Origin of the sequence: Streptomyces sp. 8L, assembly GCF_020176795.1 — a bacterium.
Taxonomy (GTDB): domain Bacteria; phylum Actinomycetota; class Actinomycetes; order Streptomycetales; family Streptomycetaceae; genus Streptomyces.
Map to the genome: position 1 here is coordinate 1 of NZ_JAIUKE010000104.1, position 23,952 is coordinate 23,952.

Sequence of the window (23,952 nt, forward strand, 5' to 3'; positions counted from 1 at the left end):
GCGCACCCCCGGCCCCGTAAAGTGACCCCCCACAGGGTTTTGAACTTGTTCAAGATCCGGGGGGACCCGGGGGGAGTGAGGCTGCGCCATGCGCAGTGGGGCGAAGATGGGTGTGGTCGGTGGCGTGTTCGCCGTCGTCGCGGGGGGCGTCGCCTGGGGAGGTCTTAACCTGTACAACGGCCTGACCGGCGGGGAGGCGCACAACTCCGACCCGGGACTGGTGGGAAAGGCGGCACCGCGGAGCATCTCCACGGTACGGACCGGGCCGCTCAGCGCGGCCGAGATCAGCTCCACCGCCAGGCAGTTCCTCGCGGCGTGGGCCTCGGGCAAGGACGCACAGCAGGCCGCGCGGCTGACCGACGCACCCGCCGACGCCGCGTCGTACATCGAGGACTTCCACACCGCCGCGCATGTCACGAAGGCCGCCATCACGCCCGGCACACCGAACGGCTCGACCGTGCCGTTCACGGTGCGGGCGACAGTCTCGTACGACGGCAAGTCCAAGCCGTGGACGTACAGTTCGAAGCTCACCGTGGTGCGCGGGCGGACGACGGGGCGTGCGGAGGTCGGCTGGTCGCCGACCGTCGTGCACCCGGACCTGACGGCCACCACGACACTCGTCACGGACAAGGCCGCCGCCCCGCCCGTCGAAGCACTCGACCGCGACGGCGGCACACTGGACGCCGCGCGGTACCCCTCGCTCGGGCCGGTCCTCGACGCCCTGCGCGCCCGGTACGGAAAGCAGGCGGGCGGCAGCCCCGACGTCACACTGCGCGTCCAGGAGCGCGACGACAGCGCCGACGCGGGGCAGGGCGCCACTCCGAAGATCCTGCTGACCCTGTCCAAGGGCCGCGCCGGCAGGGTGCCCACCACCATCGACGCGCGCGTCCAGGCGGAGGCCGAGAGCGCGGTGAAGAAGTACACCAACGCGTCGGTCGTCGCGATCCGGCCGAGCACCGGGGACATACTCGCAGTCGCCAACAACCGCGAGGACGGCTTCGACGCGGCGCTCCAGGGCGCCCAGGCGCCCGGTTCGACCATGAAGCTCGTGACGTCGGCGCTGCTGATGGAGAAGGGCGTCGCGGCGCCGGACCGGCCGATGGAGTGCCCGCCGACGGCGACGTACTACGGGCGCACCTTCCACAACGAGGACAACTTCTCCCTCAAGCAGGGCTCCACGATGCGGGACGCGTTCGCGCAGTCCTGCAACACCGCCTTCATCAAGCTGATCGACGACACCAAGGACGACGCGGGCCTCAGCAAGGAGGCGGGCGAGGTGTTCGACATAGGCAACAACAACTGGACGACGGGCGTCGTGACGTTCGACGGCAAGGTGCCCGCCGAGACCGGCGGCGAGGCCGCCGCCGAGTACATCGGCCAGGGCACCGTCCAGATGAACGCGCTGAACATGGCGTCCATCACCGCCACCGTGCGGGCCGGTGTGTTCCACCAGCCCGTGCTCGTGCCGCCGTCCTTCGACCATCGCCAAATCGCCTCGGCGCAGCGGCAGTTGTCGCCGTCCGTCGCGCAGGCGATCGTCGGGATGATGCGGACGACCGCCGTCAGCGGCACCGCGGCGCAGGCCATGGCGGGCCTCGGCGGCGACAAGGGCGCGAAGACGGGCTCCGCCGAGGTCGACGGCCAGGCGGTCTCCAACAGCTGGTTCACCGCGTTCCGGAACGACTGCGCGGCGACGGCGGTCGTGGACGCGGGCGGCCACGGCGCGGACGCCGCGGGCCCGTTGGTGGCATCGGTGCTCGCGGCCGACCAGTGATCCAGCCGTCGGCCGGTCAGCTGGTCGGCGCCTGCGCCTCGGGTGCCGACCGCAGGATCTGGCCGATCCCGAACTCGAAGCGCCCGTCGAAGTCGTCCGAGGTGAACTCCGCCAGGACCGCGCCGAGCGCCGGCAACCGCCGCTCCGCCACCGTCACGCGCAGCCGGTCGTGCCACTCGGTGTGCGCGGCCTGCTCCTCCTGGACGAGGCCCAGCACGAAGTAGAACAGGCTCCACAACGTCCACGCCGCCGCCCGGGGCGTGGGACAGCCGCGGCCCAGCACCGTCACCAGGCGGTCGGCGAAGGCCAGCGTGTGGGGCTCCGCCGGCGAGGTGCCCGCGACGATCCGGCCGCCGTCCCGGTGCCCGAGCATCGCCCGGCGCAGCCGCCGCAGCAGCTCCGCCGCCTGCTCGTGCCACTCACCGCGCAGGCCTTCCAGGCTCACCTCGCCTGCGATGGCCTCCGCCATCAGCTCCAGCAGCCGGTCCTTGGTGCGGATGTGCCACATCACCGTGTTCATGCTGACGCCGAGTTCCGCGGCGATCGCCCGCGTCGAGAGCTTGGCGATCCCGCCCCTGTCGAGGACGTCGAACGCGGCGGCCACCACGCGCTCGAGCGTGATGCCCGCGGGCGCCCGGGCCGCACTTTGCTTCTTGGTCACTGATCGAGTATACCAGCAGCAGTGCCCACTTGGTCAGTGATAGAGAGGCCTCCATGAGTCAGGACAGAACCCCGCATACCACCACGGACATGCGGCCGGGCCGCGCGCTGCTGGCGCTCTCGCTCGCGGTCTCAGCGGTGCTCCTCGGCAGCACCATCCTCAATGTGGCGCTCCCCCGGATGGCGACGGCCCTCGGCGCCGGCAACACCGCCCAGCAGTGGATTCTCAACGCCTACACCCTCACCTTCGCCGGCTTCCTGCTGGTCGCGGGGAACGCCGGCGACCGGTTCGGGCTCAAGCGGCTGCTGGTCGGAGGCATCGCCGCCTTCGCGGCCACCACGGCGCTCGCCGGGGCGTTCGACTCGGTCGTCCCGGTCGTAGTCCTCCGCGCCCTGATGGGTGTCGCCGCGGCGACGATCATGCCCACCACGCTGGCGGTGATCCTGCGGATCTTCCCGCCCGGCAGGCGGGCACGGGCCATCTCCGTGTGGGCAGCGGCCTCCGGCGTCTCGATATCCCTCGGCCCGCTGCTCGGCGGCGCGCTGCTCAGCGCGGGCCTGTGGTGGGGCTCCGTGCTGGAGCTGGTCGCCGTGATCGCGCTCCTCGGGCTGGCGGCGACGCTCGCCTGGGTCCCCTCGACCCGCGGCGGCGACGCGGGCGGACTCCGCGTGATCCCGGTCGCCGGCTCGCTTGCGGGCATCTGCCTGCTGGTGCTCGGCGTCGTCCACGCCGACGACGGCGGCTGGGGCGCCACCGGCACCTGGCTGCCCGCCCTGGCCGGGGTCCTGGTGCTGGGCGGCCTGGTCCTGCTGGAGGCCCGGCACCGGGAACCGCTGGCGGACGTCGGCCTGTTCCGGCACACCTCCTTCACGGTGGCTGCCGTCGCCCTGACGCTCGGCTCCTTCGTGGTGTACGGCTACCTGTACTTCACGACCTTCTATCTCCAAGTCGAGCGGGGCTACTCGCCGGTGGCGACCGGTCTGCTGCTCATCCCGCTCTCCGCGGGCCTGGTGATCGGCGCCCCGCTCTCCCGCACGATCTCGGAACGGCTCTCGGCGCGGACCGCGATCGCCGCCGGGCTCGCCGTGATGACGGCCGCCTTCGCCGGGGTGCTCGGGCTCGGCGCCCACACCGCCATCGCCTGGTTCGTGCTGGACGCCTTCGCGTCGCAGCTCGGCTTCGCGCTGGTGCTCGCGCCCGGCACCACGCTGGCATCGTCGGCGGTGCCCGCCGAGCGCGCCGGCGCGGGGTCCGCGCTGCTCAACACCCTGCGCCAGCTCGGCAGCGCCCTCGGGGTGGCCGTGCTGGGATCCGTCCTGTGGTCGCGCTACTCGGCCTCGGTGAGCAGCCGGCTCGCCGACGCCCCGACCGCCGTCCGCGGTCCCGCCTCGCGGTCGCTCAGCTCGGCGCTCGCCACCGGCGACCCGGCCGCCGCCGATGCCGCGGGGCCGGCCTTCCTCGGTGCGATGCACACCGCGTCGCTCGTCGCCGCGGGCGTCTGCGCGATCGCGCTGGTCGCGGCGTTGCTCGTCGGCTCCCGCCGCAGCCGGCGCGGCACCGCCCCGGTAAGAGCGGCGGCCGACGGCGCCGTCCCCGAATAGCGCGTCAGCCGGTCCGGACAGAGCGGCGGACCCCACGGGGGTGGCCGTCGCCGTCGGCCGCGAGTCGGACGAGCCGACGGGAGGACGGGGTGGGACGCGGGCCGATCAGCGGGGTGACGTGCGCCGCACTGCCACTCGTACGCATGCCGTGCGCCTCACCGGATTGTCGGGCAGAGCTTCGGGCGCGTCGGGACCGTAGCGGGACCGGGACGCGTCCGCCGGTCCTGCGGTCCACCGGCCGGGCGTCGCGCGGATGACCGCAACGACGGCGCCGCGAGGCCCGCGACGCGGTTCGTGTGGTGGCCTTCGGCCGTGCGGCGCCGGGCCGCGTGTCCCGGCAGCGCGGTCACGGGCGCCGGGGGTGCGGGCGTCGACAATGACCCCATGAACGTGACGCCTGATCCCGCCGCGACCACTTCCGGCGCCGCCGATGCCGCGACCGCCGATGCCTGGCGGGCCCTCGAAGGGCCGCCCGAGCTGCTGAAACTGATCTCTTACGAAGGCGCGGACGGCGTCCTGCCGTCCCGGCTGCCGGTACGGGAGCTGGCCCGCGCCACCGTCGGCGTCGCCTCCCTCGCGGCGGCGGAGCTGCTCGCGGCCCGGCGCGGCGACCCGGAGCCGCCCGCGGTGACGGTCAAGGAGGGCGCCGTCGCCACGGCGTTCGTCAGCGAGCGGCATCTGCGGGTCCACGGCAGGCATCCGGCCCCGTTCGCGCCGCTGTCCCGCTTCTGGCCCGCCGCCGACGGGTGGGTGCGCACCCACGCGAACTACCCCCACCACCGCGCCCGGCTGCTGCGCGCGCTCGGCGTGGAGGACATCGGCGACGACGACAAGCTCGTGGCGCGCGTCGCGAACGTGCTCGCCGGGCGGCCCGCCGAGGAGACCCAGGAGGCGGTGTACGCGGGCGGCGGGCTCGCCGTGCGGGTCGCCCCCGCACCGGTGTCCGCTCCCCTGCCGCTCGTGGAGATCGAGCGCGGTGCCGCGGCCGCCGGGGGCGCCACGCCGCCGGACCCGGTCGCGCTGCCCGCGCAGGGCGTCCGCGTCCTGGATCTGACCCGGGTCATCGCGGGCCCTGTCGCCACCCGCACGCTCGCCCTTCTCGGCGCCGACGTACTGCGCGTCGACTCCCCGCGCCTGCCGGAGACCCCCGAGGCGCACGCCGACACCGGCATGGGCAAGCGGTCCACGCTGCTCGACCTCACCGCCGCCGCCGACCGCGCCGTCTTCGACGAGATGCTCGCCTCGGCCGACGTGCTCGTCACCGGGTACCGCCCGGGCGCCTTCGACCGGCTCGGGCTGTCCGCGGAGTACGTACGCGAACGCCATCCCGGCCTGATCGTCGCGCAGTTGAGTGCCTGGGGTCGGTCGGGCGCGGGCGCCTGGAGCGAGCGCAGGGGTTTCGACAGCCTCGTCCACGCCGCCGCCGACATCGCGGCGGTGGAGGCCGCGGAGGACGGCACCCCGGTCGCCCTGCCCGCCCAGGCCCTCGACCACGGCACCGGCTACCTGCTCGCCGCCGCCGTCCTCAGGTCCCTGACCGTCCGCCGGGCGACCGGCGCCGGTGCGCGCCTGCGCCTCTCCCTCGCGGGCACCGCCCAGTGGCTCATGCACCGGATCGCGCCCGATCCGCTGCCAGGACCGCCCTACGCACCCGACCAGTACGTCACAGAGACCCCCTCCCCCGCACTCGTCTCACGCCACGCGCTGCCCCCGCTGCACTACGACGGCGCGCCCGCAGACTGGCGCCACCCGGCCACGCCCTGGGGCTCGGACACCGCGAACTGGCTGTGATCGCGCGGCACTCCCCCGCACGGCAGCCGGGTCAGATCTGGTTCTCGCCGCCGTCGACGTACCAGTTGGCGCCGAGGACGAAGCTGCTCTGCTCCGAGGCGAGGAACGCCACGACGCCCGCGACTTCCTCCGGGCGCCCCATCCGGCCGATCGCGATGCCCGCCGCGAGGTTCTCCCTGGCGCGGTCGGCGTTCTCCTCGCCGACGAGGCCGGTGATCCCGGGGGTGTCGATCGGGCCCGGCGAGACCGCGTTGACCCGTATGCCGCGGCCCTTGAGCTCGTTGGCCCAGGTCCGCGCATACGAGCGGACGGCGGCCTTGGACGCCGCGTACGCGCCGAACGCTTCCTTGCCGTTCCCGGCGGCGGTGGAGGCGTTCAGGATGACCGAAGCGCCGTCGTTGAGCAGCGGGAGCGCCTTCTGCACGGTGAACAGGGTGCCCCGCACGTTGACGCCGAAGGTCTGGTCGAAGTGCTCCTCCGTGGTCTGCTCCAGCGTCGCGAACGTGGCGCTCGCCGCGTTGGCGAACAGGACGTCCAGGCCCCGGCCCCGGGCCCGGACCGCGTCGTAGAGCCGGTCCAGGTCGGCGGGGACCGAGACGTCGCCCGCCACCGCGGTGGCCCTCCCGGGGCCGATGATCCCGACCGCCGCGTCCAGTTGGGCCGTGCGCCGGCCGGTGATGAACACGTGCGCGCCCTCGGCCGCCAGCCGTACGGCGGTGGCCAGGCCGATACCCGTACCGCCCCCGGTCACGACGGCGGTCTTGCCCTCAAGTTGCCCCGACTGCCCCGGCTGTGCGAGCTGCCCCGACTGTCCCTGCTGCCCCAGCTGTGCCATGCGAATGACCTCCCATTATTTCGGTACCGATCGGTACCGAATGACGACGCACAGGACTGTAGCACTTCCGTACCGATCGATACAGAAGAGGTAGGGTGAGGTCATGGAGACGTACCGGAAGGCAGCGGTCGGCCGGCCGAGGGGCTTCGACGCCGACGAGGCCCTCGAAGCCGCCATGCGCGTCTTCTGGGAACAGGGCTACGAGGGCGCCAGCCTCACCGACCTGACCAGCGCCATGGGCATCACCCGCACCAGCATGTACGCGGCCTTCGGCAACAAGGAGGAGCTGTTCCGCAAGGCCCTGGAGCGCTACACCGAGGGGCCCGCCGCCTACGGGGCGCGGGCGCTGCGGGAACCGACCGCCCGGCAGGTGGCCATAGCTTTCCTCAACGGCTCCGTCCGCGCCACCACCCGCCCCGACTGCCCCGGCGGATGCCTCGGCGTCCAGGGCTCCCTCGCCGCGGGCGCAGCGGGGCGCGGTGCCCGCGACGCCCTCGCAGACTGGCGCGACGAGGGTGTTTCCGATCTCCGCGACCGGTTCCAGCGGGCCGTCGACGAGGGCGACCTGCCCCCGGACGCGGACCCGGAGCTGCTCGCGCGCTACCTCATGACCGTGGCGAACGGCATCGCCGTGCAGGCCGCCGGCGCCGTCTCCCGCGACGACCTCCAGCGGGTCGCGGACGCGGCCCTGCGGAACTGGCCGCCCGCCTGACCCCGGACAGCGCGGCGCTCCAGCCTCGGCGGGGAGTGGAGCGGAGGCGGGGCGTGGCTCCGGGACCCCGCGGTCGTCCGGGTGTGGTTGTGTGGGTGAGCGACGGTGTGGACGGACGGTGAACGGCGGTGGCGGTGTGAGGGGCGAGGGTACGGGCGACGCGAGCGGCGCGGCCCGTACGGACGGCGGGAACCGCGCGGGGACGCGGCGCCCGGAGGCGGAGAACCCAGAGGCGGAGCACCCGGAGCATCCGGAGGTGGAGCATCCGGAGCGCCTGGACGCGGAGCACCTGGAGGTCGTGCGGACGCGGGGGGTGCTCGACCGGCCGGGGCTGACCGCGGGCGAACGCGAGATCCTGCGCGTCCTGGGCCGGGCGGAGGACCTGGGCAGCGTCGGCTCGGGGATCGTCGTCTCCCTCGGCGCCTCCATCATCGAGGGCAGGCTGCGGCCGGGTGACGACCTCAACTCCGTGGAGCTCGCACGCCGCTTCCACAGCAGCCGCACCCCGGTCAGGGAGGCGCTCGCGGTGCTGGAGCGCGAGGGCCTGGTGGAGATCGCGGCCCGCAAGCGACCGCGCGTGAGGACACTGGGAATCGCGGAGGTCAGGGAGATCTACGAGCTGCGGGCCGAGCTCTACGGCCTGGTCAGCAGGCGCATCGTGCGGCACTGCGGGGACGACGCACTGGATGAACTGCGTTCGGCCCAGGCCGACTTGGAGGACGCCGCGGCGGACGGCGACCTGGAGCGCTACTTCTGGCTGATCGTCGGCTTCCGCAACACGGAGGCGCGGCTCGCCGCGAACGAGACCGTGCGCGGCGTCCTCGACTCGGTCGGCATCAGGACCCTCCAGCTGCGCCACCTGAGCCTGTCGCTGCCGGGCCGCGTCGAGACCTCCGTCGCCGACCACCGGCGGCTGCTGAAGGCCTACCTCGACCGGGAGGCTGACCTGGCCGCCGCGCTCACCCGCTCCATCGTCCGCCGGGGCCTCGCGGCCCTGGAGGGCTCGGGCTGGAACGGCTTCTCGTCCTGAACGACCGCGCCCGCCCCGGCCTGGCCCAACGCCTCACACCGACACACTCACACCGACGCCCTCACCCCCGCCCACCGGACGGTCCTGGCCGCTCTCGGGACGCGTCCCGCCGGGCGCCGAAGAGGTCCGAGGCCCCCAGCAGGCGGGCCCGGTCCTCGTCGTCCTGTTTCAGGGTGTCGAGCGCCTCCACCGGACGGTCCATGCGCATCGGGAACGGGTAGTCGCTGCCGAGTACCACCCGGCCGGGCGCGGCGAAGTCCAGGAGGTGGCGCAGGGCGTCGCCGTCGTGCAGGACCGTGTCGAAGTACAGCCGGCCGGCCAGCTGCCGTGGGCTCAGCGAGCCCTTCGCGCGGGCGGCGGGCGGGGCCGCGGTGAAGCCCCGGTCCAGTCGCCCCATCTGGTACGGGACGAAGCCGCCGCCGTGCACGAGGAGCACACGCAGCCGGGGGTGGTCCTCCAGTACCCCGCCCAGCAGCAGCGCCGCCGCCGCGAACGTGGTCTCCGACGGGTTGCCGACGAGGATGTGCAGGAACAGCCGCCGCATCCGCTCGGGCACGTCCAGCTCCGCCGGGTGCACGATCACCGGCACGTCCAGGTCCTCGGCCGCCCGCCAGAACGGGGCGAGCGAGGCGTCGTCCAGGCCGAGTTCACCCACGCGGGCCCCGATCTGCACGGCCTCGTGGCCCAGTTCGGTGACCGCGCGCCGCAGTTCGGCCGCGGCGAGGTCCGGCGCCTGGAGCGGCACCGCCGCCGCGACCCGGAACCGGTCGGGACGCGCGGCGCGCAGCGCGGCGGCCGAGTCGTTCTGCACGCGCGCCAGCCACAGGCCGTCCGCCGGCGGCAGCTCGTATCCCGCGAGGTCCATCCAGGGCGCGACCAGCTGTATGTCGACGCCCGCCGCCGCCATCCACGCCAGCCGGGCGGGCACGTCGCTCAGCGGCGGGATCAGCGGCAGCCCGCTGGGCCGGCCGCCGACCTCGACGCGGGTCACCGGCGCGCCGGGGCCGGTGTCACGCGTGACCAGAGCGACCCCGTGCGCCGCCCCCTCTTCGCGGATGCGTTCCACCGCGTGGGCGCCGACATGGTGCGCGTGGACGTCGACCACCGTCATGACGCACCTCCGCGCCCGGTGAACGCGTCCCCCGCGTCGCCCGCGTCGCCCGTCAGCGTGTGCCCGGTGAGCCTCCCGAGTGCGGCGAGCACCACCTCGGGGTTCTCCAGCGGCGTCAGGTGCCGGGTGCCGGGCACGACCACGGCCTCGCCGCCCCCGGCGCGGCCCGCGAGGTCGCGGGCCATGGCCGGCGGGGTCGCCGTGTCGTCCTCGCCGACGAGCACCGCGACCGGGCGGCGGATACGGGCCGCCGAGTCGCGCAGGTCGGCGGCGCCGAGCATGGCGCACGTGGCTTCGTACGCGTGGAGGTCGTTGGCGGTGAAGGTCCGCGCCAGCCGCTCCATCAGGGCGGGGCGCTCGGTGCGGAACGCGTCCCCGAACCAGCGCGTGAGCTGGAACGGGACCAGAGCGGCGAGCCCGTCGCTCCGGGCCTTCGCGGCCCGCTCCGCCCAGTCGGCGACCGCCGTGGGCCCGTACCAGGCCGTCGTGTCGACGAACAGCGCCCCGCGCGTACGCTCCCCGTGGCGCGCGGCGAAGTCCTGCGCCACGCAGCCGCCCATGGAGCACCCCGCGACGACGGCGTCCCGCCAGCCCAGGTGGTCCAGCAGGTCACTGAGGTCGTCCGCGAACTGCCCCGTGCTGTAAGGGCCTTCGGGCCGACCGGAACGGCCGTGGCCCCGGCAGTCGTAGGCGACCGTCTCGACCCGCCCGGCGAGTCGCTCCGTCACCCGCGACCACAGGGAACGGTCGAGGGCGAGGCTGTGCACGAAGGCGATGCGCGGTGCGCCGTCGGGGGCGGGGGTGTGCGTGTAGGACAGGGTGACGCCGTCGCGCGTGCGCGCCTCGCCCTCGACTGCGGTGTCCGCTGCTCTCATCGGTCTCCTCCTGGGCGGTGCGTGGTGTGGCGGGCGGCCCCGGTGTGGCCGCCGGTGTGCGTGGTACGCGCGCGTGGGACGGGGGTGTGTACGGTCACGGTCAGGGCTCCTCCCCCGTCCAGCCCGAGCGCTCTATGGCGGCGAGGCCGCCCCGGACCAGGGACTGGGTGAGCGCCGACGCCAGGTCGGCGTCCCGGTCCTCGTAGGCCCGCAGCAGACGCGCGTGGTCCTCGGCCGAGGGGCCGAGCCGGCCGGGCTGCGACAGGCTGAGGTGGCGCAGTTGCAGGGCGCGCAGCCCGAGTGTGTCCAGGATGCGGCGCAGGGTGGCGTCCCGCGCGAGCGCCGCCTCCGTGTTGCGGTACTGGACGTTGACCCAGAAGTACCGGTCCACGTCGTCCTCCGCGGCGGCCGCCTCCAGGGCGAGCTGGTGGCCGCGCAGCGTCTCCAGGTCCTCCGCCGTGGCGACCCGGCAGACGGAGTGGCTGACCACCGCGTACAGCTCGGCGCGCAGGTTGTACAGCTCGCGCACCTCGCTGATCAGCAGCCGCGCAACCCGCGGCCGGCGCCGCGCGGTGATCTGCACGAACCCCTCCCGCTCCAGGACCAGCAGGGCTTCCCTGACCGGTGTCCTGCTGCTGTTGAACGTCCGTGCCAGCTCGACGGAGTTGAGGTCGTCGCCGGGCGAGAGCCGCCCCTCGATGATCTCCGCCGCGACGGCGACCGCTATCTCGTCGGCGATACCGGCCCCCGCTGTTCCCCGGTTGAGCATCCGGGTCAGCTCGTGCCGTCTGGGGGTGTCCCCCATCGCCGGGTACGCCGGGCGGGCCGGCACCGTACTCACCGGGGGCCGCCCAGGGCATCCGGCCAGCGCCTCAGGACCCGGTCGAGCAGGGCCTCGCTGGCCTCCGCGACCCGGGGGAAAGAGTCGAGCCGGGTCCAGGGCCGGCACGCGTCGATGACGGCGCGGGTGTTGAACGGCGGCACGCCCTGCTCGCGCAGCGGGTCGACGCGGCTGCCCCACGTCTTGCGCATCGTCTCGATGTCCTCCGCCGGGTCCGTACGGGTGCACATCGCCCACACCACGTCGCTCAGGCTGCGCGGGTTGACGTCCGCGTCCACGACGACCACGAACTTGTTCATGTATGCGGCGGCCGGCAGCTGGGCCGCCAGGTAGCCGGCCTGCCGCGCGTGGCCCGCGTACCGCTGGTGGACCGCGACCGCGAGCAACTGGCGCCCGCCACCCGCCTCGTGCGCCCACACTCCCTCGACGCCCGGCAGCCCCGCCTGAATCAGCGCGTCCGTGATCATGGCGGACTTCATCACACTGCGCATGTACGAGTAGTCGTGCGGCGGCTTGCCGGGGGGCGCCCCCAGCTGGACGGGGTCGTCGCGGTGGTAGAGCCGCTCGATGTCCAGCGTCAGCACGGGCTCGGCGCCGCCGCTGTAGTAGCCCGTCCACTCGCCGAACGGGCCCTCCTGCTCACGGCGCTCGGGATACAGCCAGCCCTCCACGGCGATCTCCGCAGTCGCCGGGATCGGCAGCCCGGTGACCTCGCCCTTGATCACGTCGACGGGCCTGCCGAGGACCGCGCCCGCGTACTCCAGCTCGGAGACCCCTGCGGGGACCTCCGTACCGGCCACGACCAGCAGCAGGGGGTCGTGCCCGAAGGACGCCGTGACGGGCGCCCTCCCCTCGCGGGCGAACCACTCCCGTACGTGCGCGGCGCCGTGCTTGCCCGCCTCGATGTTGACGCTGGCGGCCCTGCCGTCGTTCTGCACCTGCATGCGGTAGGCGCCCGCGTTGAGCACCCCGGTCTCCGGGTCGGTGGTGAACACGGCGCACCCGGTGCCGATGTAGCGCCCGCCGTCCGCCTCGTGCCACTGCGGGACCGGGAAGTCCAGCAGGTTCGCCTCGCCCGCCGCCTTCACATTCTCCTTCACGGGCCCCGTCGCCACCTCCCGTACGGGATAGCGGTGGGCGCTCGCCGCCCACTCGCCCGGCTTGCTGCGCAGCGCTTCCACGAGGGCCCGGTCGTCCAGGTCCGTGCCGAGCCTGAGTGTCATCCCGAGGCGGCGCGCGTTGCTCATGGACGCGGTGAGCACGCGCTGCCCGGTGCGGTGGCCGACGATGTCGTCGAAGAGGAGCGCGGGCGGCGAGGGCCGCTTGTAGTTCGCCTCCGACGCGGCGCCGATCTCCTTGTCCCAGTGGGCTCCGGTGATCGTTGTGACCTCGCCGAGCTTCTCGGCCAGCGCGAGCCAGCTCCGCAGGTCGTCGATGTCGTCAAGTGACTCCATGCCACTTACCCTTCGTCTCGTCACCGGTGGTTCGTCACGGGAGCTGCTTGCCGGTGGTTCGTTCGTCACGGTCTGTCGGCCCCCGGGAGCCGGAAGCTGGAAGCCGGGATTCGGGGGCTCGCCCCGGGTCTGCCGGCCGCCGGTCGTTGGTCGCCGGTAGTCGGCCGCCGGTCGCCCGTCGCCGTCACTGACGGCTGGTCGTCGTGCGTTGCTCACCGGTAGAGGGAGCCTATGAATCCTGAAGCGTTCAGCTTGTCGACGTAGGAGTTGTCGACGAACTCGTCGGTGTTCTTCGGCATCGTGCCCACGCCCTTCGCGACGGTCGCGGCGAACGCGTCGTGGACGAGACGGGGGTCGACCCTCGGGTTCTTGGCCCACAGCCGGTCGAAGAAGTCGTACGAGTACTCGGCCAGTGCCTTGTTGTCGACGCCGCTGTGTTTCATGATGCTCGCCACCGCCGCGTCCCTGTCGTTGTGCAGCAGGGCCAGGCACTCCGCCTCCGACTTGGTGAAGGCGGCGACGGCCTTGCCATTGGCGGAGAGATAGTCGGTCTTCACCGTGTACGCGTTGGCCGCCGTCGGCAGGTCCGTGAAGTCCATGATCTTCTTGAACCCCTTCTCCCGCGTCTTGGTGCCCGTGGGCGGCTGGGTCACGATCGCGTCGACCGCGCCGTTCTCCAGGGCGGAGACCTCGGCGGGGGTGGACTTGAGGTAGATCTTCTGGATGTCCTTCTGGGACCAGCCGTTCTTCTTGACGAGCGCGTCGATCGCCGCGTCGCCCAGCGAACCCGGCGAACTCAAGCCGATCTTGTGCCCCTTGAGGCCGTCGCCCGGCCTGAGGGACTTCTTTCCCCACATCTCCATGTAGTAGCGGTTGATCGGCAGGGCGATGTACCGGAGGTCGACGCCCTTCAGATTCATCGCACCTGCGGCCGTCGCCGTGGTGGCACCGACACCGATCTGCACACTGTTGCTGACCAGCGCGGCCACCAGCTGGGAGGAGCTGTTGAGCAGTGTGATCTTGACGTCGAGCCCGTTCTTCTTGAAGATCCCCTTGTCCTCGCAGATGTACAGGTCCGAGTAGGCCGCGCCGATCGCGGTGTAGCCGATCGTCATCTTCATGCTGGCCGGCTGGACGGACGCGCTGCCGGACACCGCGCAGCCCGACGCGGTCAGCGCGAGAACCGCGATCAGCGGTACGCAGAACCTTCCGGCGGTGCGCGAGCGCCGCAGAGACGGTGACATACGGGCCTCCTTGCCCAGTCGGTCAGCAGAACCTCAGTACTCAGTCGTTCACGGAACCCGGTCTCCGTCGCCCCGAACCGGTCGGGCGCGGGAGCCCGGGCGGGGACGCGGGCCGTTGCGGGCGCCCGGGCGGGGACGCATGCAGTTGCAGGCGCCCAGGTGGGGACGCGGGGACGCCGCCCGTCGCGGGACCGCAGCCCGGTGCCTCAGTCCGCCGCGGACCAGAAGGTGAACCGGCGCTCCAGGTAGCCGACGCCCCGGGTGAGCACGATGGCGACCACCGCGATCACCGCGATCGACGCCATCGCGTCGTCCATCTCGAAGTTCGAGGTCTGCAACTGCACCTGGTAGCCGAGGCCCGAGGACCCCATGAACAGCTCGGCGACGATCGCGCCGATCAGCGCGCGGCCCACCGCCTGCCGCACACCGGCGAGGATGTACGGGAGGGTCGCGGGGAACTCGACCGCCCGCAGTGTGTACAGCCGGGACGCGCAGTAGACGCGGGACACCTGCCCGTACGCCGGGTCGAGATTGCGCGTGCCGGCGATGACGTTGATCAGCAGCGGGAACATCGCGCTCCACACCACGATGACCAGCCGCGACTCCATCCCTATGCCGAACCAGAAGATGAGCATCGGAAGGAAGACCACGTACGGGACCGAGTACATGATGCTGATCAGCGGATCGGTCAGCCCGTACAGGTACTTGTTGCGGCCGATGAGCAGGCCCACCGGTATCCCGACGACGACCGAGATCGCCATGCCCAGCGCGACGATGGACAGCGTCGAGCCGAGCGGTGACCAGATCGAGCCCGATCCGATCGAGTCGACCAGCGCGACGAAGGCCCCGGCGGGGGAGCTGCTGAAATTGGGGTCGACCAGCCCGGTGGAGGCGCAGACCTGCCAGGCCGCGAGCACCACGATCAGGCCCACCACGCCGAGCACCAGGTTGAGATGGCGGCCGGAGGTCCGCCGCCGCGCCGTCCCCGCCACGCGGGCCGGGGGCCGGACCCTATCCGAGGACAGGTGCGTTGCTGCCATGGTCACTCGCCTTCCGGCCTGGTTGGGTCTGGCTCATGACGAGCCGGAGAATGTAGTCGCTGATCTCCTGGAACTCGGGCGCGCGCTTCACGGCCGCGTCCCGCGGGCGGGGCAGGTCGACGTCCACGACCTCGACGAGATGCGCCGGCCCGCTGGAGAACACGACCACTCGGTCCGCGAGGAACACCGCCTCCGGCACGTCGTGCGTGACGAACACGGCCGTCTTGCCCTTGCCCGCGCCGTCGGCCTGCCAGATGCGCGTCAGCTCCTCCTGCATGACCTCCCTGGTCTGCGCGTCGAGCGCGGAGAACGGCTCGTCCAGCAGAAGGAGGTCGGGATCGGTGGCGAGCGCGCGCGCCAGATTCACCCGCTGGCTCATCCCGCCGGACAGCTCGCGCGGATACGCGTGCTCTTTCCCGGCGAGCCCCACGAGGTCCACCAGCTCGGAGACCCTGGCCCTGCCCTGCTCGTCGAGCCGCTGCTGCGCCTTCAGGCCGAACTCGATGTTGGTCGTCACCGTGCGCCACGGGAACAGCGACGCCTGCTGGAAGACGAGCGAGCGATCCGGCGAAGGCCCCTGTATCTGCGTGCCGTTGAGCTCCAGGCGTCCGGACGTCACCGGGACCAGACCCGCGAGCGCGGTCAGGAACGTGGTCTTGCCGCAGCCGCTCGGACCCACGATGGCCACGAACTCGTTCTCCGCGATCTCGAACGACAGCCTGTCGCAGGCGAGCGAGAACGCCTCGGTACGCGACGACCAGTGACCGAGTCTCACATCGTCGACGACCAGTTTCTGGGGTGGATGGTCCACGGATACCTCCTGCGGGGAGAGCCCATCACGCGGTCGACACCCGCCGTCCCGGGCGGGGTTGAGCGGGCGGGCGGACGACCGGGCGAGGACGGCGCACCCCCGCACAGCGAGGTCCGCCGATGCCGCTCCGTCGCAGCTCGTCGCAAAGTGTCGACACTCGAATTGAAGCAGCGCCCCTGATCGATGTCCAGAGTGTTGCGAACACCCGTTCAAGTTGATCCGCGTGCGCGCCGTTGACGCCCGGCCTCCAGGGTGCTCGACGGTAGGCATCGACGCGATCCTCCTCGATCACACCGACTCTCCTTGCCTCATAACTCCGCAAAACGATATATATCGAGCGGACTTCGCACCTGATTCCGCGCCCGCACGCCTCCCCCGTCGCGCACAGCGGGAGTCGGAGGCGTGGCGCAGCAGGCTCACGCCGCACCCTGACCGGCCACCCGGGAGCGCCATCGCCGGCCGGCGTGATCGGCGAACCTGTCTCTAAGTGTCGACACTTGAGGATCGAGGGCTGCCCTTCGGCCTTCACGGACTCCGCGTCGCGCGTGCCGGAAAAAGGCCGTGGCCGGAGATCGCGTGAACGGCAGACTGGCCCCATGAACGCACCGGACCCCAAGACCGATCTCCGCTTCTATCTGCAATCCGCACGCGACGCCTTGGTGTGGAAGCTGGAGGGGCTCTCGGAGTACGAGGCCCGCCGCCCGCTGATGCCGACCGGCACCAACCTTCTGGGGCTGGTGAAGCACGCGGCCGGCGTGGAGCTCGGCTATCTCGGCGACACCTTCGGGCGGCCGTCCGGCGAGCCACTGCCCTGGCTCGAAGACGGCGCCGAGTCCAACGCCGACATGTGGGCCACGGCAGACGAGTCGCGCGCGTACATCGTGGGGCTGTACCGCCGGGCCTGGGCCCACGCGGACGCCACGATCGACGCGCTGGCGCTGGACACGGTCGGCACGGTGCCGTGGTGGCCCAGCGGCGGGAACGAGGTGACGCTGCATCATGCCGTGACGCGCGTGATCGCCGATACGCACCGGCATGCCGGGCACGCCGACATCCTCAGGGAACTGACGGACGGTGCCGTCGGGATGAACCAGGGGAACCGCGGCATGGCGCCGGGCGATCCGGCGTGGTGGGAGAACCATCGGAGCCGGCTGGAACGCGCGGCCCGCGAAGCGGAGCGGAGCGCGGATCGGGGCGACGGCCGGAGCGCGGGCCAGACCGCGCCCTGAGGCCAGGCGCAGGGCCCGGCCCGCGAGGACGCCCCGCGCGCTCAGCGCTCTGACAGGTCCAGACGCTCCCCGACAGGCCCGCGCCGGCCCCGCGCTCAGCCCCCTGACCGGGAGGCCGGCCCGGCGACGCTCAGTCCAGGCCCTTCACGGCCTTTCGAAAGCCCTTCTGCGCCGTGAGGATGCCGCCGTCGACCGGGAGCGCGATCCCCGTGATCCACGCCGCGTCCCGCGACGCGAGGAAGGCCACCGCCGCCGCGATGTCCTCAGGCAGCCCCACCCGCCCCAGCGGGTAGAGCTTCGCGGCGCGTTCGAGGGCGTCCTCGCGTCCCGCCCACCCCTCGGTGTGCACCGTGCCGGGCTCGACCAGGTTGACCCGTACGCCCCGCGGCCCCGCGTGCCCCGACAGGGTCCTCGTGAGGCTCGCGAGTCCCGCCTTCGCCGCGCTGTAGGCGTGGTTGCCGAAGTCCTGCTCGCCGTTGACGGAGCCTATGGAGACGATCGCGCCGCGTCCTGAGGCGACCAGGTGCGGCAGCGCCGCCCGTGCGCACCGGAACGCGCCGGTGAGCGTGAGGTCGAGGTCACGAGCCCATTTGCCGTCGGGCTCGTCCTCGAACAGCGGCTCGTCGGCGCCGCACGAGAACGCGTTGTTGACCAGCACGTCGAGCCGGCCGAACCGTTCCACCGCGTACGCGACCGCCGCCTCGACCTCGGCCCGGTCGCCGACATCGCAACGGAACGCCTCGGCGCCCTGAATGCGCCCGGCCGTCGCGACCGCGCGCTCCTCGTCCACGTCCGTGACGAGGACCCGCGCGCCCTCGTCCGCCAGCCGTCGTGCGGTCGCGGCCCCGATGCCGCGTCCCGCTCCCGTGATCAGTACGCCGTATCCGTCGAATCGCTTCATCGGTCGATCAGACCATCGCAGGCGCACCCGCACCAGAGCGTCCGCGGCGAGGCGGTCGGGGCGGTCCGGGCAGGTCGTCCGTGGTCGCCCGGCCCGGGCCCCAACTCCAGCCGCGCGCGTGGTCGCTCCGCGCCGGGCCCCACCGCCCGCTCCACCCCCGCCGGCAGCGGCGTCACAGCGCCGACCGCACCGCCCGTACCAGCGCCTGCGCCCGCGGGTCCGCCGTAACGCCCTTGCGCATCCCGTTCGTCACGTAGCCGAACGCGATCCCCGACTCCGGGTCCGCGAACCCCAGCGACCCGCCGCGCCCCGGATGTCCGAACGACCCCTTCGCCAGCATCGGCGCCGCCGGGCCGTGCAGCATGTAGCCGAGCCCGAACCTGGTCGCCACGACCAGCACCCGGTCCGGCCCCGCCGACTCCTCCGTCCGCGCGAGCGTGAGCGTCGCGGGGGCGAACAGCCGGTGCCCGTCCACCGGACCGATCATCCCGGCGTAGACGCGCGCCAGGGCCCGCGCCGTGGAGATGCCGCCGGAGGCGGGCATCTCGGCCGTGTGGAACTCCGGCGCGTTCTCGTCCACCGCGGGACGGATCACGCCGAAGGCCCGCCGGGTCAGCGAGCCGGGGTCCTCGTACGCCTCGGACACGGACCGCTTGGGCCGCAGCCGCAGTTCACCCCCGGCGGCAGGGGGTTCCGCGATCTCGGCGATCCGGCCGACCCTGCGCGCCTCCTCCTCAGGGAGGCCGATCCAGAAGTCCAGGCCGAGCGGACGGGCGATCTCCTCCGCCACGACCCGGCCGATCGAGCGCCCCGTGGCCCGCCGCACGAGTTCGCCGATCAGCCAGCCGTACGTGTGCGCGTGGTAGCCGTGGTCCGTACCCGGCTCCCAGGCGGGCCGTTGCGCCGCCAGCGCCCGGGGCCCCGACTCGCCGTCCAGGGCCTCGGCCGGAGTCAGTGGAACGTCGAGCGCGGGGACGCCCGCGCGGTGCGAGAGCAGGTGCCGTACGAGGACGCGCTCCTTGCCCGCGGCCTTGAACTCCGGCCAGTACGTGCCGACCGGGGCGTCCAGGTCGATCTGGCCGCGCTGGTGCAGCAGCAGCGGCACGGCCGCCGCGACACCCTTCGTCGCGGACCGTACGACCTGGGCGGTGTCGAGGGCCCACGGCTCCCGGCCGGTCGCGTCGCGGGCTCCCGCCCACAGATCCACGACCTTGCGGCCCTCGCGGTAGACGGCGACCGCCGCGCCGCGTTCGCCGAGCCGTTCGAAATTCCGGACGAAGGCGTCCCTGACCGGCTCGAAACCGGCCGCCACCGTGCCCTGGACGTCCACGCCCCGCACCCCCGCTCGTCAGTCCGCTCGACGTACCGCATGCCGCACGGCACCGAAGTGGCGCCGCCCCTCTATGGTGCAACGTCTCCGAGGGCGTCAGGACCAGGGTCCGCTTCCCACCCTCACGCCCACCGGATCGTTCCGCCCCGCTCCGGCTCCGCCCCGGCCTCCACGATGCGAGATTTTCACATATTTGTACTATTAAGGGGTGATTTTCTCTTGCCGGGGTACAGGGCCCGGCATCCGTTCTGAGGAGTCGCCCATGCCACCCGTGGTCGAGCAGTCCGTCAAAGCGCGCCTGGTCAACGACGCCCCCCACCCCCGCATCGTCTCCGTCATGCTGCGCTACGACGGCTCCGACCCCCTCGCCCTGCGGATGGTCTTCCCCGCCGAGGTGTCACTCGACGACAGCGAGGTCGTCTGGGCCTTCGCCCGCGACCTCGCGGAGTCGGGGCTGACGGAGCCCGCGGGCGACGGCGACGTGCACGTGTGGCCGTGCGGACGCGCACAGACCGTCTTCGAGTTCCGGGCGCCCGAGGGGGTCGCGCTCGTCCAGTTCGACAACGCGTCGCTGCGCCGCTTCCTCAGGAGCACGTACTCCGTCGTACCGGCCGGCAAGGAGGCCGACCACCTCGACGTCGAGCAGCACATCGGCAGCCTCATCGTCTGAGCCGTCCGGAATCGCACCGGAAGGCCGGTCCCGGAAGGCGCGCCCCGGAAGGCTCCGGTCCGGGCAGATGATCTTGGGCAGGGGGCCTCGGGCAGGTGATCTCCGGCAGGTGATCTCGGACAGGCTGTCTCAAAGCCCACCCCTGGAAGTCGCCGGAAGTTCCCCGAAGTTCCCGATCTTCCCGGGATTGAGTTGCCCGCGGACCGCGGCGCGGAAAGCATGGGAAGGTGAGTGACGACGTCGCGTATCTCCGCTTCCCGCATCTGCACGAGGACTTGATCTGCTTCGCCGCAGAGGACGACATCTGGGTCGCTCCCCTCGCCCCGGCCGGTGAGCGGCCCGGCCGGGCCTGGCGGGTGACCGTCGACCGGTTGCGGGTGGGGCCTCCCCGGTTCTCGCCCGACGGCCGGCACATCGCCTACACGAACTGGCGCAGCCTCGATCCGGAGATCCATCTCGCTCCCGTGGAGGGCGGCCCGTCCCGCCGCCTCACGTACTGGGGCTCCACCGACACCCGCGTGTGCGGCTGGAGCGCGCCCGACCCGGGCGAGCCCGGCAGCAGCCCGCAGATCCTGGCCGTGTCGTCGCACGGCCAGCCGTTCTCGTACTACTCCTGGGCGTACAGCCTTCCCACCGACGGGGCGCAGGGCGGCAAGCTGCCCTGGGGCCCGGTCTCCGACCTCGCCGTCGGGGACGTCGGAGGCGAACGCCGGACGCTGCTGCTGACCGGGACCCCGCCGCACGAGCCCGCCGCGTGGAAGCGCTACCGGGGCGGCGCCACCGGCCGCCTCTGGCTGCACGGCGAACGGCTGCTCGCCGACCTCGGCGGCCACCTCGCGTGCCCGATGATCGTCGGCGACCGCGTCGCCTTCCTCTCCGACCACGAGGGCGTCGGCAACCTCTACTCCTGCCGCCCCGACGGCACCGGCCTGCTCCGCCACACCGACCACGACACCTTCTACGCGCGGCACGCCTCCTCGGACGGCCACCGGGTCGTCTACCAGTGCGCGGGGGAGATCTGGCTGGTCGACGGGCTGACGCCGGACTCCGTGCCGCGCAGGCTGGACGTACGCCTCGGCGGGCCGCGCGCCGGCCGCCGTACGTACCAGATCCCGGCCGCCGCCCACCTCGGCCCGATCTCCGTGGACACGACGGGCCGGGCGAGCGCCGTGTCCGTGCGGGGCAGCCTCTACTGGCTGACGCACCGCGACGGCCCGGCCCGCGCCATCGCCGACACCCCCGGCGTACGGGTGCGGCTGCCCGCGATGCTCGGCGGCAGCGGCCAGGTCGCGTACGTCACCGACGCGGAGGGGGACGACGCCGTCGAGATCGCGTACCTGCCGCGCGCGAGCGGCGACCGCGGGCCGCGCAGGCTGGCGGCGGGCCGGATCGGGCGCGTGCACGAGATGGAGCCGGACCCGGAAGGCGGACGCGTCGCGATAGCGACCCACGACGGCAGGCTGCTCCTCCTGGACGTCAGCGACACGGGCACAGGCCCGGACGCGGACGCGGACACGGACGCAAGCCCGGACACGGACACAGACGCGGACACGAGCCCGGACGCGGAGACGGACTCCGGTACGCCCCCGGCCTCGGCGGCCGCGCGCCCCGACCCGCTCACGGAGATCGTCCGCTCCGTCAACGGCCCCGTCACCGACCTGGCCTTCTCCCCCGACGGGAACTGGATCACCTGGTCCCATCCGGGCATCGGCCGCTCCCTGCGCCAGATCAGGATGGCCCGCATCAGCGGCCCGGGAGGGCCGGGCACCCCCGCCACAGCCCCCAGTGCAGCCCCCGCCGCAGCACCCACCGCCGCCGTCACCGTCGTGGACGTCACCGACGGCCGCTTCGAGGACGAGAACCCCGTCTTCACCAGCGACGGCCGCTATCTCGCCTTCCTCTCCTGGCGCGGCTTCGACCCGGTGTACGACGTGCACACCGGCGACCTCTCGTTCCCGCTCGGCTGCCGCCCCTACCTGGTGCCGCTGTCGTCCGCGACGCCCTCGCCGTTCGCGCTCTCCCCCGAGGGCAGGCCCGCCGCGGGCGGGCTCGACCCGCGCGACGACGAGGAGGGGGAGAGCGGCGCGGTCACCGTCGAGGTGGAGGGGCTGGCGAGCCGCGTGACGCCGTTCCCCGTTGCCGCCTCCAAGTACTCGTCCCTCTTTCCCGTCAGCGGCGGCGGCCTGGTCTGGCTGCGCTGGCCGATCTCCGGCGCGCTCGGCGAGACGTTCGCGAACCCCGCCGACACCTCGGGCCGCCCCACGCTCGAACACTTCGACCTCGCAAAGGCCCGCAAGAGCGAACTGGTCGACCACCTCGACTGGTTCGCGCCGAGCGGGGACGGCACCCGGCTGGTCGTCGTGGACGACGGCGAGCTGCGGGTCGTGTCCGCCACCGACTCCGGGGACGGCGACAGACCGGTCTACCTCGATCTGCGCCGCATCCTGCACGAGGTCGACCCTGAGGCGGAGTGGCGGCAGGGGTTCGACGAGGCGGGCCGCATCATCCGCGCGTACTTCTGGGACCCGGGGATGAGCGGCGTCGACTGGGACGCGGTGCTCGACCAGTACCGTCCGCTGGTCGAACGGGTCGCCTCGCCCGACGAGTTCGCGGACCTGCTGCGCGAAGTCCTCGGCGAACTGGGCACGTCGCACGCGTACGTGGCCCCCGCACGGCGCGACGAGGGCCCGCCGCACTACCAGCGCGCGATGGGCCTCCTCGGCGCGAACCTGGTCTGCCGGGACGGCGACTGGCTGGTGAAGCGCATCCTGCCGGGCGACTCGTCCGACTCCAGGGCCCGTTCACCGCTCGCCGGTACGGGCATCCGCGAGGGCGCCGTCCTCACGCACGTCGACGGCCGCCCGGTGGACCCGCTCGCGGGTCCGGGGCCGCTGCTGACCGCCGCGGGCGGTACGACGGTGGAGCTGACGTTCCGCCCCGCCGAAGCCACAGCCGAAGCGGCACCCGCAGACGCACCCGAAGCCACGGCCGCATCCGCATCCGCACCGCAAGCCGCACCCGAAGCCACGGCCGCATCCGCATCCGCACCGCAAGCCACACCCGAAGCCACAGCCACACCGGCATCCGAAGCGGCGCCCGGGGACTGTGGAACGCCCACCGCCGGCCCGCGCCCGCGCCCCCGCGCGCGGCGCGTCGCCGTCGTCCCGCTCATCGACGAGCGCCCGCTGCGCTACCAGGACTGGGTCACCAAGCGCCGCGAGGTGGTCAGGTCCCTGAGCGACGGCCGCTGCGGCTATCTCCACATCCCCGACATGCAGGGCTCCGGATGGGCGCAGTTCAACCGCGACCTGCGGATGGAGATGTCCCGGCCCGCGCTGATCGTGGACGTACGGGGCAACGCGGGCGGCAACATCAGCGAGCTGGTGGTGGAGAAGCTGAGCCGCCGCATCATCGGCTGGGACCTGACCCGGGACGCCGAGCCGGTCTCGTACGCGTCGAACGCGCCGCGCGGCCCGGTCGTCGCGATCGCCGACGAGGCGACGTCGTCCGACGGCGACATGATCACGGCGGCGTTCCGGCTGCTCGGCCTCGGCCCCGTGGTCGGGCAGCGCACCTGGGGCGGGGTGGTCGGCATCACCGGGCAGCACCAGCTCGTCGACGGCACGGTGATCACGGTCCCGATGAACGCGGCCTGGTTCGACGCGTACGGCTGGTCCGTGGAGAACCACGGCGTCGAGCCGGACATAGAGGCGCTCCGTACGCCGCTGGACTGGGCGGAGGGCCGGCACGCGCAGCTGGACGACGCGGTCTGGGTGGCCCTCGACCTGTTGGCCGCGCGTCCGGCGGCGGAGCCGCCCGGCTACCAGGCGGTGCCGGACCGCCCCCGTCCGCGGCTGCCGCCCCGCACGTCCTCGTAGCCGCCACGCCGGACCCTCCCGGCCACGTGTACGCGTAAGCGGGGGGGGGGGGGGGGGGGCCCCCGCGCCCGGGGGGGGGCGGGGCCCCGGCCGGGGGGGGGCGGGGGGGGGGCGCCCCCCGGGGGGGCCCCCCGTTTCGGTTTGGGCGGGGGTTGGGGGGGGGG

Annotated in this window: 19 protein-coding genes; 8 read left to right on the forward strand and 11 right to left on the reverse strand. The window is 73.1% G+C overall.

All coding sequences use genetic code 11. The annotated features are described in order from the left end of the window. Positions 1-88 precede the first annotated feature (88 nt). The gene (locus LCE31_RS11025; protein WP_225014000.1) at positions 89-1,774 is read left to right on the forward strand and encodes a penicillin-binding transpeptidase domain-containing protein; all 1,686 of its coding nucleotides are present in this window, start codon (positions 89-91) and stop codon (positions 1,772-1,774) included. A 16-nt stretch (positions 1,775-1,790) separates the two neighbouring features. On the opposite strand, the gene LCE31_RS11030 is transcribed toward LCE31_RS11025, so the two are convergent. Beyond that, positions 1,791-2,435 (reverse strand): TetR/AcrR family transcriptional regulator C-terminal domain-containing protein, encoded by a 645-nt coding sequence (locus LCE31_RS11030; protein ID WP_225014001.1) that lies wholly within the window; start codon positions 2,433-2,435, stop codon positions 1,791-1,793. Positions 2,436-2,488: 53 nt separating this feature from the next. Here LCE31_RS11030 and LCE31_RS11035 point away from each other — a divergent pair, with 53 nt between their 5' ends. Together LCE31_RS11035 and LCE31_RS11040 are read left to right on the forward strand one after the other, a co-directional pair. Then, the gene (locus tag LCE31_RS11035) at positions 2,489-4,036 is read left to right on the forward strand and encodes an MFS transporter (RefSeq protein ID WP_225014002.1); all 1,548 of its coding nucleotides are present in this window, start codon (positions 2,489-2,491) and stop codon (positions 4,034-4,036) included. Between the two features lie 384 nt (positions 4,037-4,420). Next, complete coding sequence (locus LCE31_RS11040) at positions 4,421-5,827, forward strand: CoA transferase (RefSeq protein WP_225014003.1); 1,407 nt, start codon at positions 4,421-4,423, stop codon at positions 5,825-5,827. A gap of 31 nt (positions 5,828-5,858) precedes the next feature. On the opposite strand, the gene LCE31_RS11045 is transcribed toward LCE31_RS11040, so the two are convergent. Continuing rightward, positions 5,859-6,662: an SDR family NAD(P)-dependent oxidoreductase gene (locus LCE31_RS11045; protein WP_225014004.1), complete on the reverse strand. Its 804-nt coding sequence runs from the start codon at positions 6,660-6,662 to the stop codon at positions 5,859-5,861. 103 nt (positions 6,663-6,765) lie between these two features. Between LCE31_RS11045 and LCE31_RS11050 the strand changes: the two genes are divergently transcribed. Next, positions 6,766-7,374 carry a TetR/AcrR family transcriptional regulator gene (locus tag LCE31_RS11050; RefSeq protein ID WP_225014005.1) on the forward strand — a complete coding sequence of 203 codons (609 nt, stop codon included), beginning with the start codon at positions 6,766-6,768 and terminating at the stop codon, positions 7,372-7,374. Positions 7,375-7,510: 136 nt separating this feature from the next. Further along, complete coding sequence (locus LCE31_RS11055) at positions 7,511-8,404, forward strand: GntR family transcriptional regulator (protein ID WP_225014006.1); 894 nt, start codon at positions 7,511-7,513, stop codon at positions 8,402-8,404. Between the two features lie 61 nt (positions 8,405-8,465). Here the strand turns inward: LCE31_RS11055 and LCE31_RS11060 are convergent, their stop codons facing one another. The 7 genes from LCE31_RS11060 to LCE31_RS11090 form a co-directional block, all read right to left on the reverse strand. After that, complete coding sequence (locus LCE31_RS11060) at positions 8,466-9,515, reverse strand: amidohydrolase family protein (protein WP_225014007.1); 1,050 nt, start codon at positions 9,513-9,515, stop codon at positions 8,466-8,468. Next, positions 9,512-10,390 carry an alpha/beta fold hydrolase gene (locus tag LCE31_RS11065; protein ID WP_225014008.1) on the reverse strand — a complete coding sequence of 293 codons (879 nt, stop codon included), beginning with the start codon at positions 10,388-10,390 and terminating at the stop codon, positions 9,512-9,514. Before LCE31_RS11065 ends, LCE31_RS11060 begins: the two co-directional genes overlap by 4 nt. 100 nt (positions 10,391-10,490) lie before the next feature. Further along, positions 10,491-11,231 (reverse strand): GntR family transcriptional regulator, encoded by a 741-nt coding sequence (locus tag LCE31_RS11070; protein ID WP_225014009.1) that lies wholly within the window; start codon positions 11,229-11,231, stop codon positions 10,491-10,493. Continuing rightward, positions 11,228-12,685, reverse strand: a complete 1,458-nt coding sequence (locus LCE31_RS11075; RefSeq protein WP_225014010.1) for a UbiD family decarboxylase — start codon at positions 12,683-12,685, stop codon at positions 11,228-11,230. The genes LCE31_RS11070 and LCE31_RS11075 overlap by 4 nt, the downstream gene beginning before the upstream one ends. 212 nt (positions 12,686-12,897) lie before the next feature. Beyond that, complete coding sequence (locus tag LCE31_RS11080) at positions 12,898-13,929, reverse strand: ABC transporter substrate-binding protein (protein ID WP_225014011.1); 1,032 nt, start codon at positions 13,927-13,929, stop codon at positions 12,898-12,900. A gap of 206 nt (positions 13,930-14,135) precedes the next feature. Then, positions 14,136-14,969 (reverse strand): ABC transporter permease, encoded by an 834-nt coding sequence (locus LCE31_RS11085; RefSeq protein ID WP_225014012.1) that lies wholly within the window; start codon positions 14,967-14,969, stop codon positions 14,136-14,138. Next, positions 14,941-15,780: an ABC transporter ATP-binding protein gene (locus LCE31_RS11090; protein ID WP_225014013.1), complete on the reverse strand. Its 840-nt coding sequence runs from the start codon at positions 15,778-15,780 to the stop codon at positions 14,941-14,943. The genes LCE31_RS11085 and LCE31_RS11090 overlap by 29 nt, the downstream gene beginning before the upstream one ends. A gap of 596 nt (positions 15,781-16,376) precedes the next feature. Between LCE31_RS11090 and LCE31_RS11095 the strand changes: the two genes are divergently transcribed. Then, the gene (locus LCE31_RS11095; RefSeq protein ID WP_225014014.1) at positions 16,377-17,009 is read left to right on the forward strand and encodes a DinB family protein; all 633 of its coding nucleotides are present in this window, start codon (positions 16,377-16,379) and stop codon (positions 17,007-17,009) included. A gap of 130 nt (positions 17,010-17,139) precedes the next feature. Here the strand turns inward: LCE31_RS11095 and LCE31_RS11100 are convergent, their stop codons facing one another. Further along, a complete protein-coding gene (locus tag LCE31_RS11100) occupies positions 17,140-17,910 on the reverse strand; it encodes an SDR family NAD(P)-dependent oxidoreductase (RefSeq protein ID WP_225014015.1) in 771 nt (256 codons plus the stop codon). A gap of 172 nt (positions 17,911-18,082) precedes the next feature. Next, positions 18,083-19,240 (reverse strand): serine hydrolase domain-containing protein, encoded by a 1,158-nt coding sequence (locus LCE31_RS11105; RefSeq protein ID WP_225014016.1) that lies wholly within the window; start codon positions 19,238-19,240, stop codon positions 18,083-18,085. A gap of 262 nt (positions 19,241-19,502) precedes the next feature. Between LCE31_RS11105 and LCE31_RS11110 the strand changes: the two genes are divergently transcribed. Continuing rightward, positions 19,503-19,910: an SsgA family sporulation/cell division regulator gene (locus LCE31_RS11110; RefSeq protein ID WP_225014017.1), complete on the forward strand. Its 408-nt coding sequence runs from the start codon at positions 19,503-19,505 to the stop codon at positions 19,908-19,910. Positions 19,911-20,137: 227 nt separating this feature from the next. After that, positions 20,138-23,788, forward strand: a complete 3,651-nt coding sequence (locus LCE31_RS11115; protein ID WP_225014018.1) for a S41 family peptidase — start codon at positions 20,138-20,140, stop codon at positions 23,786-23,788. Positions 23,789-23,952: the final 164 nt, after the last annotated feature.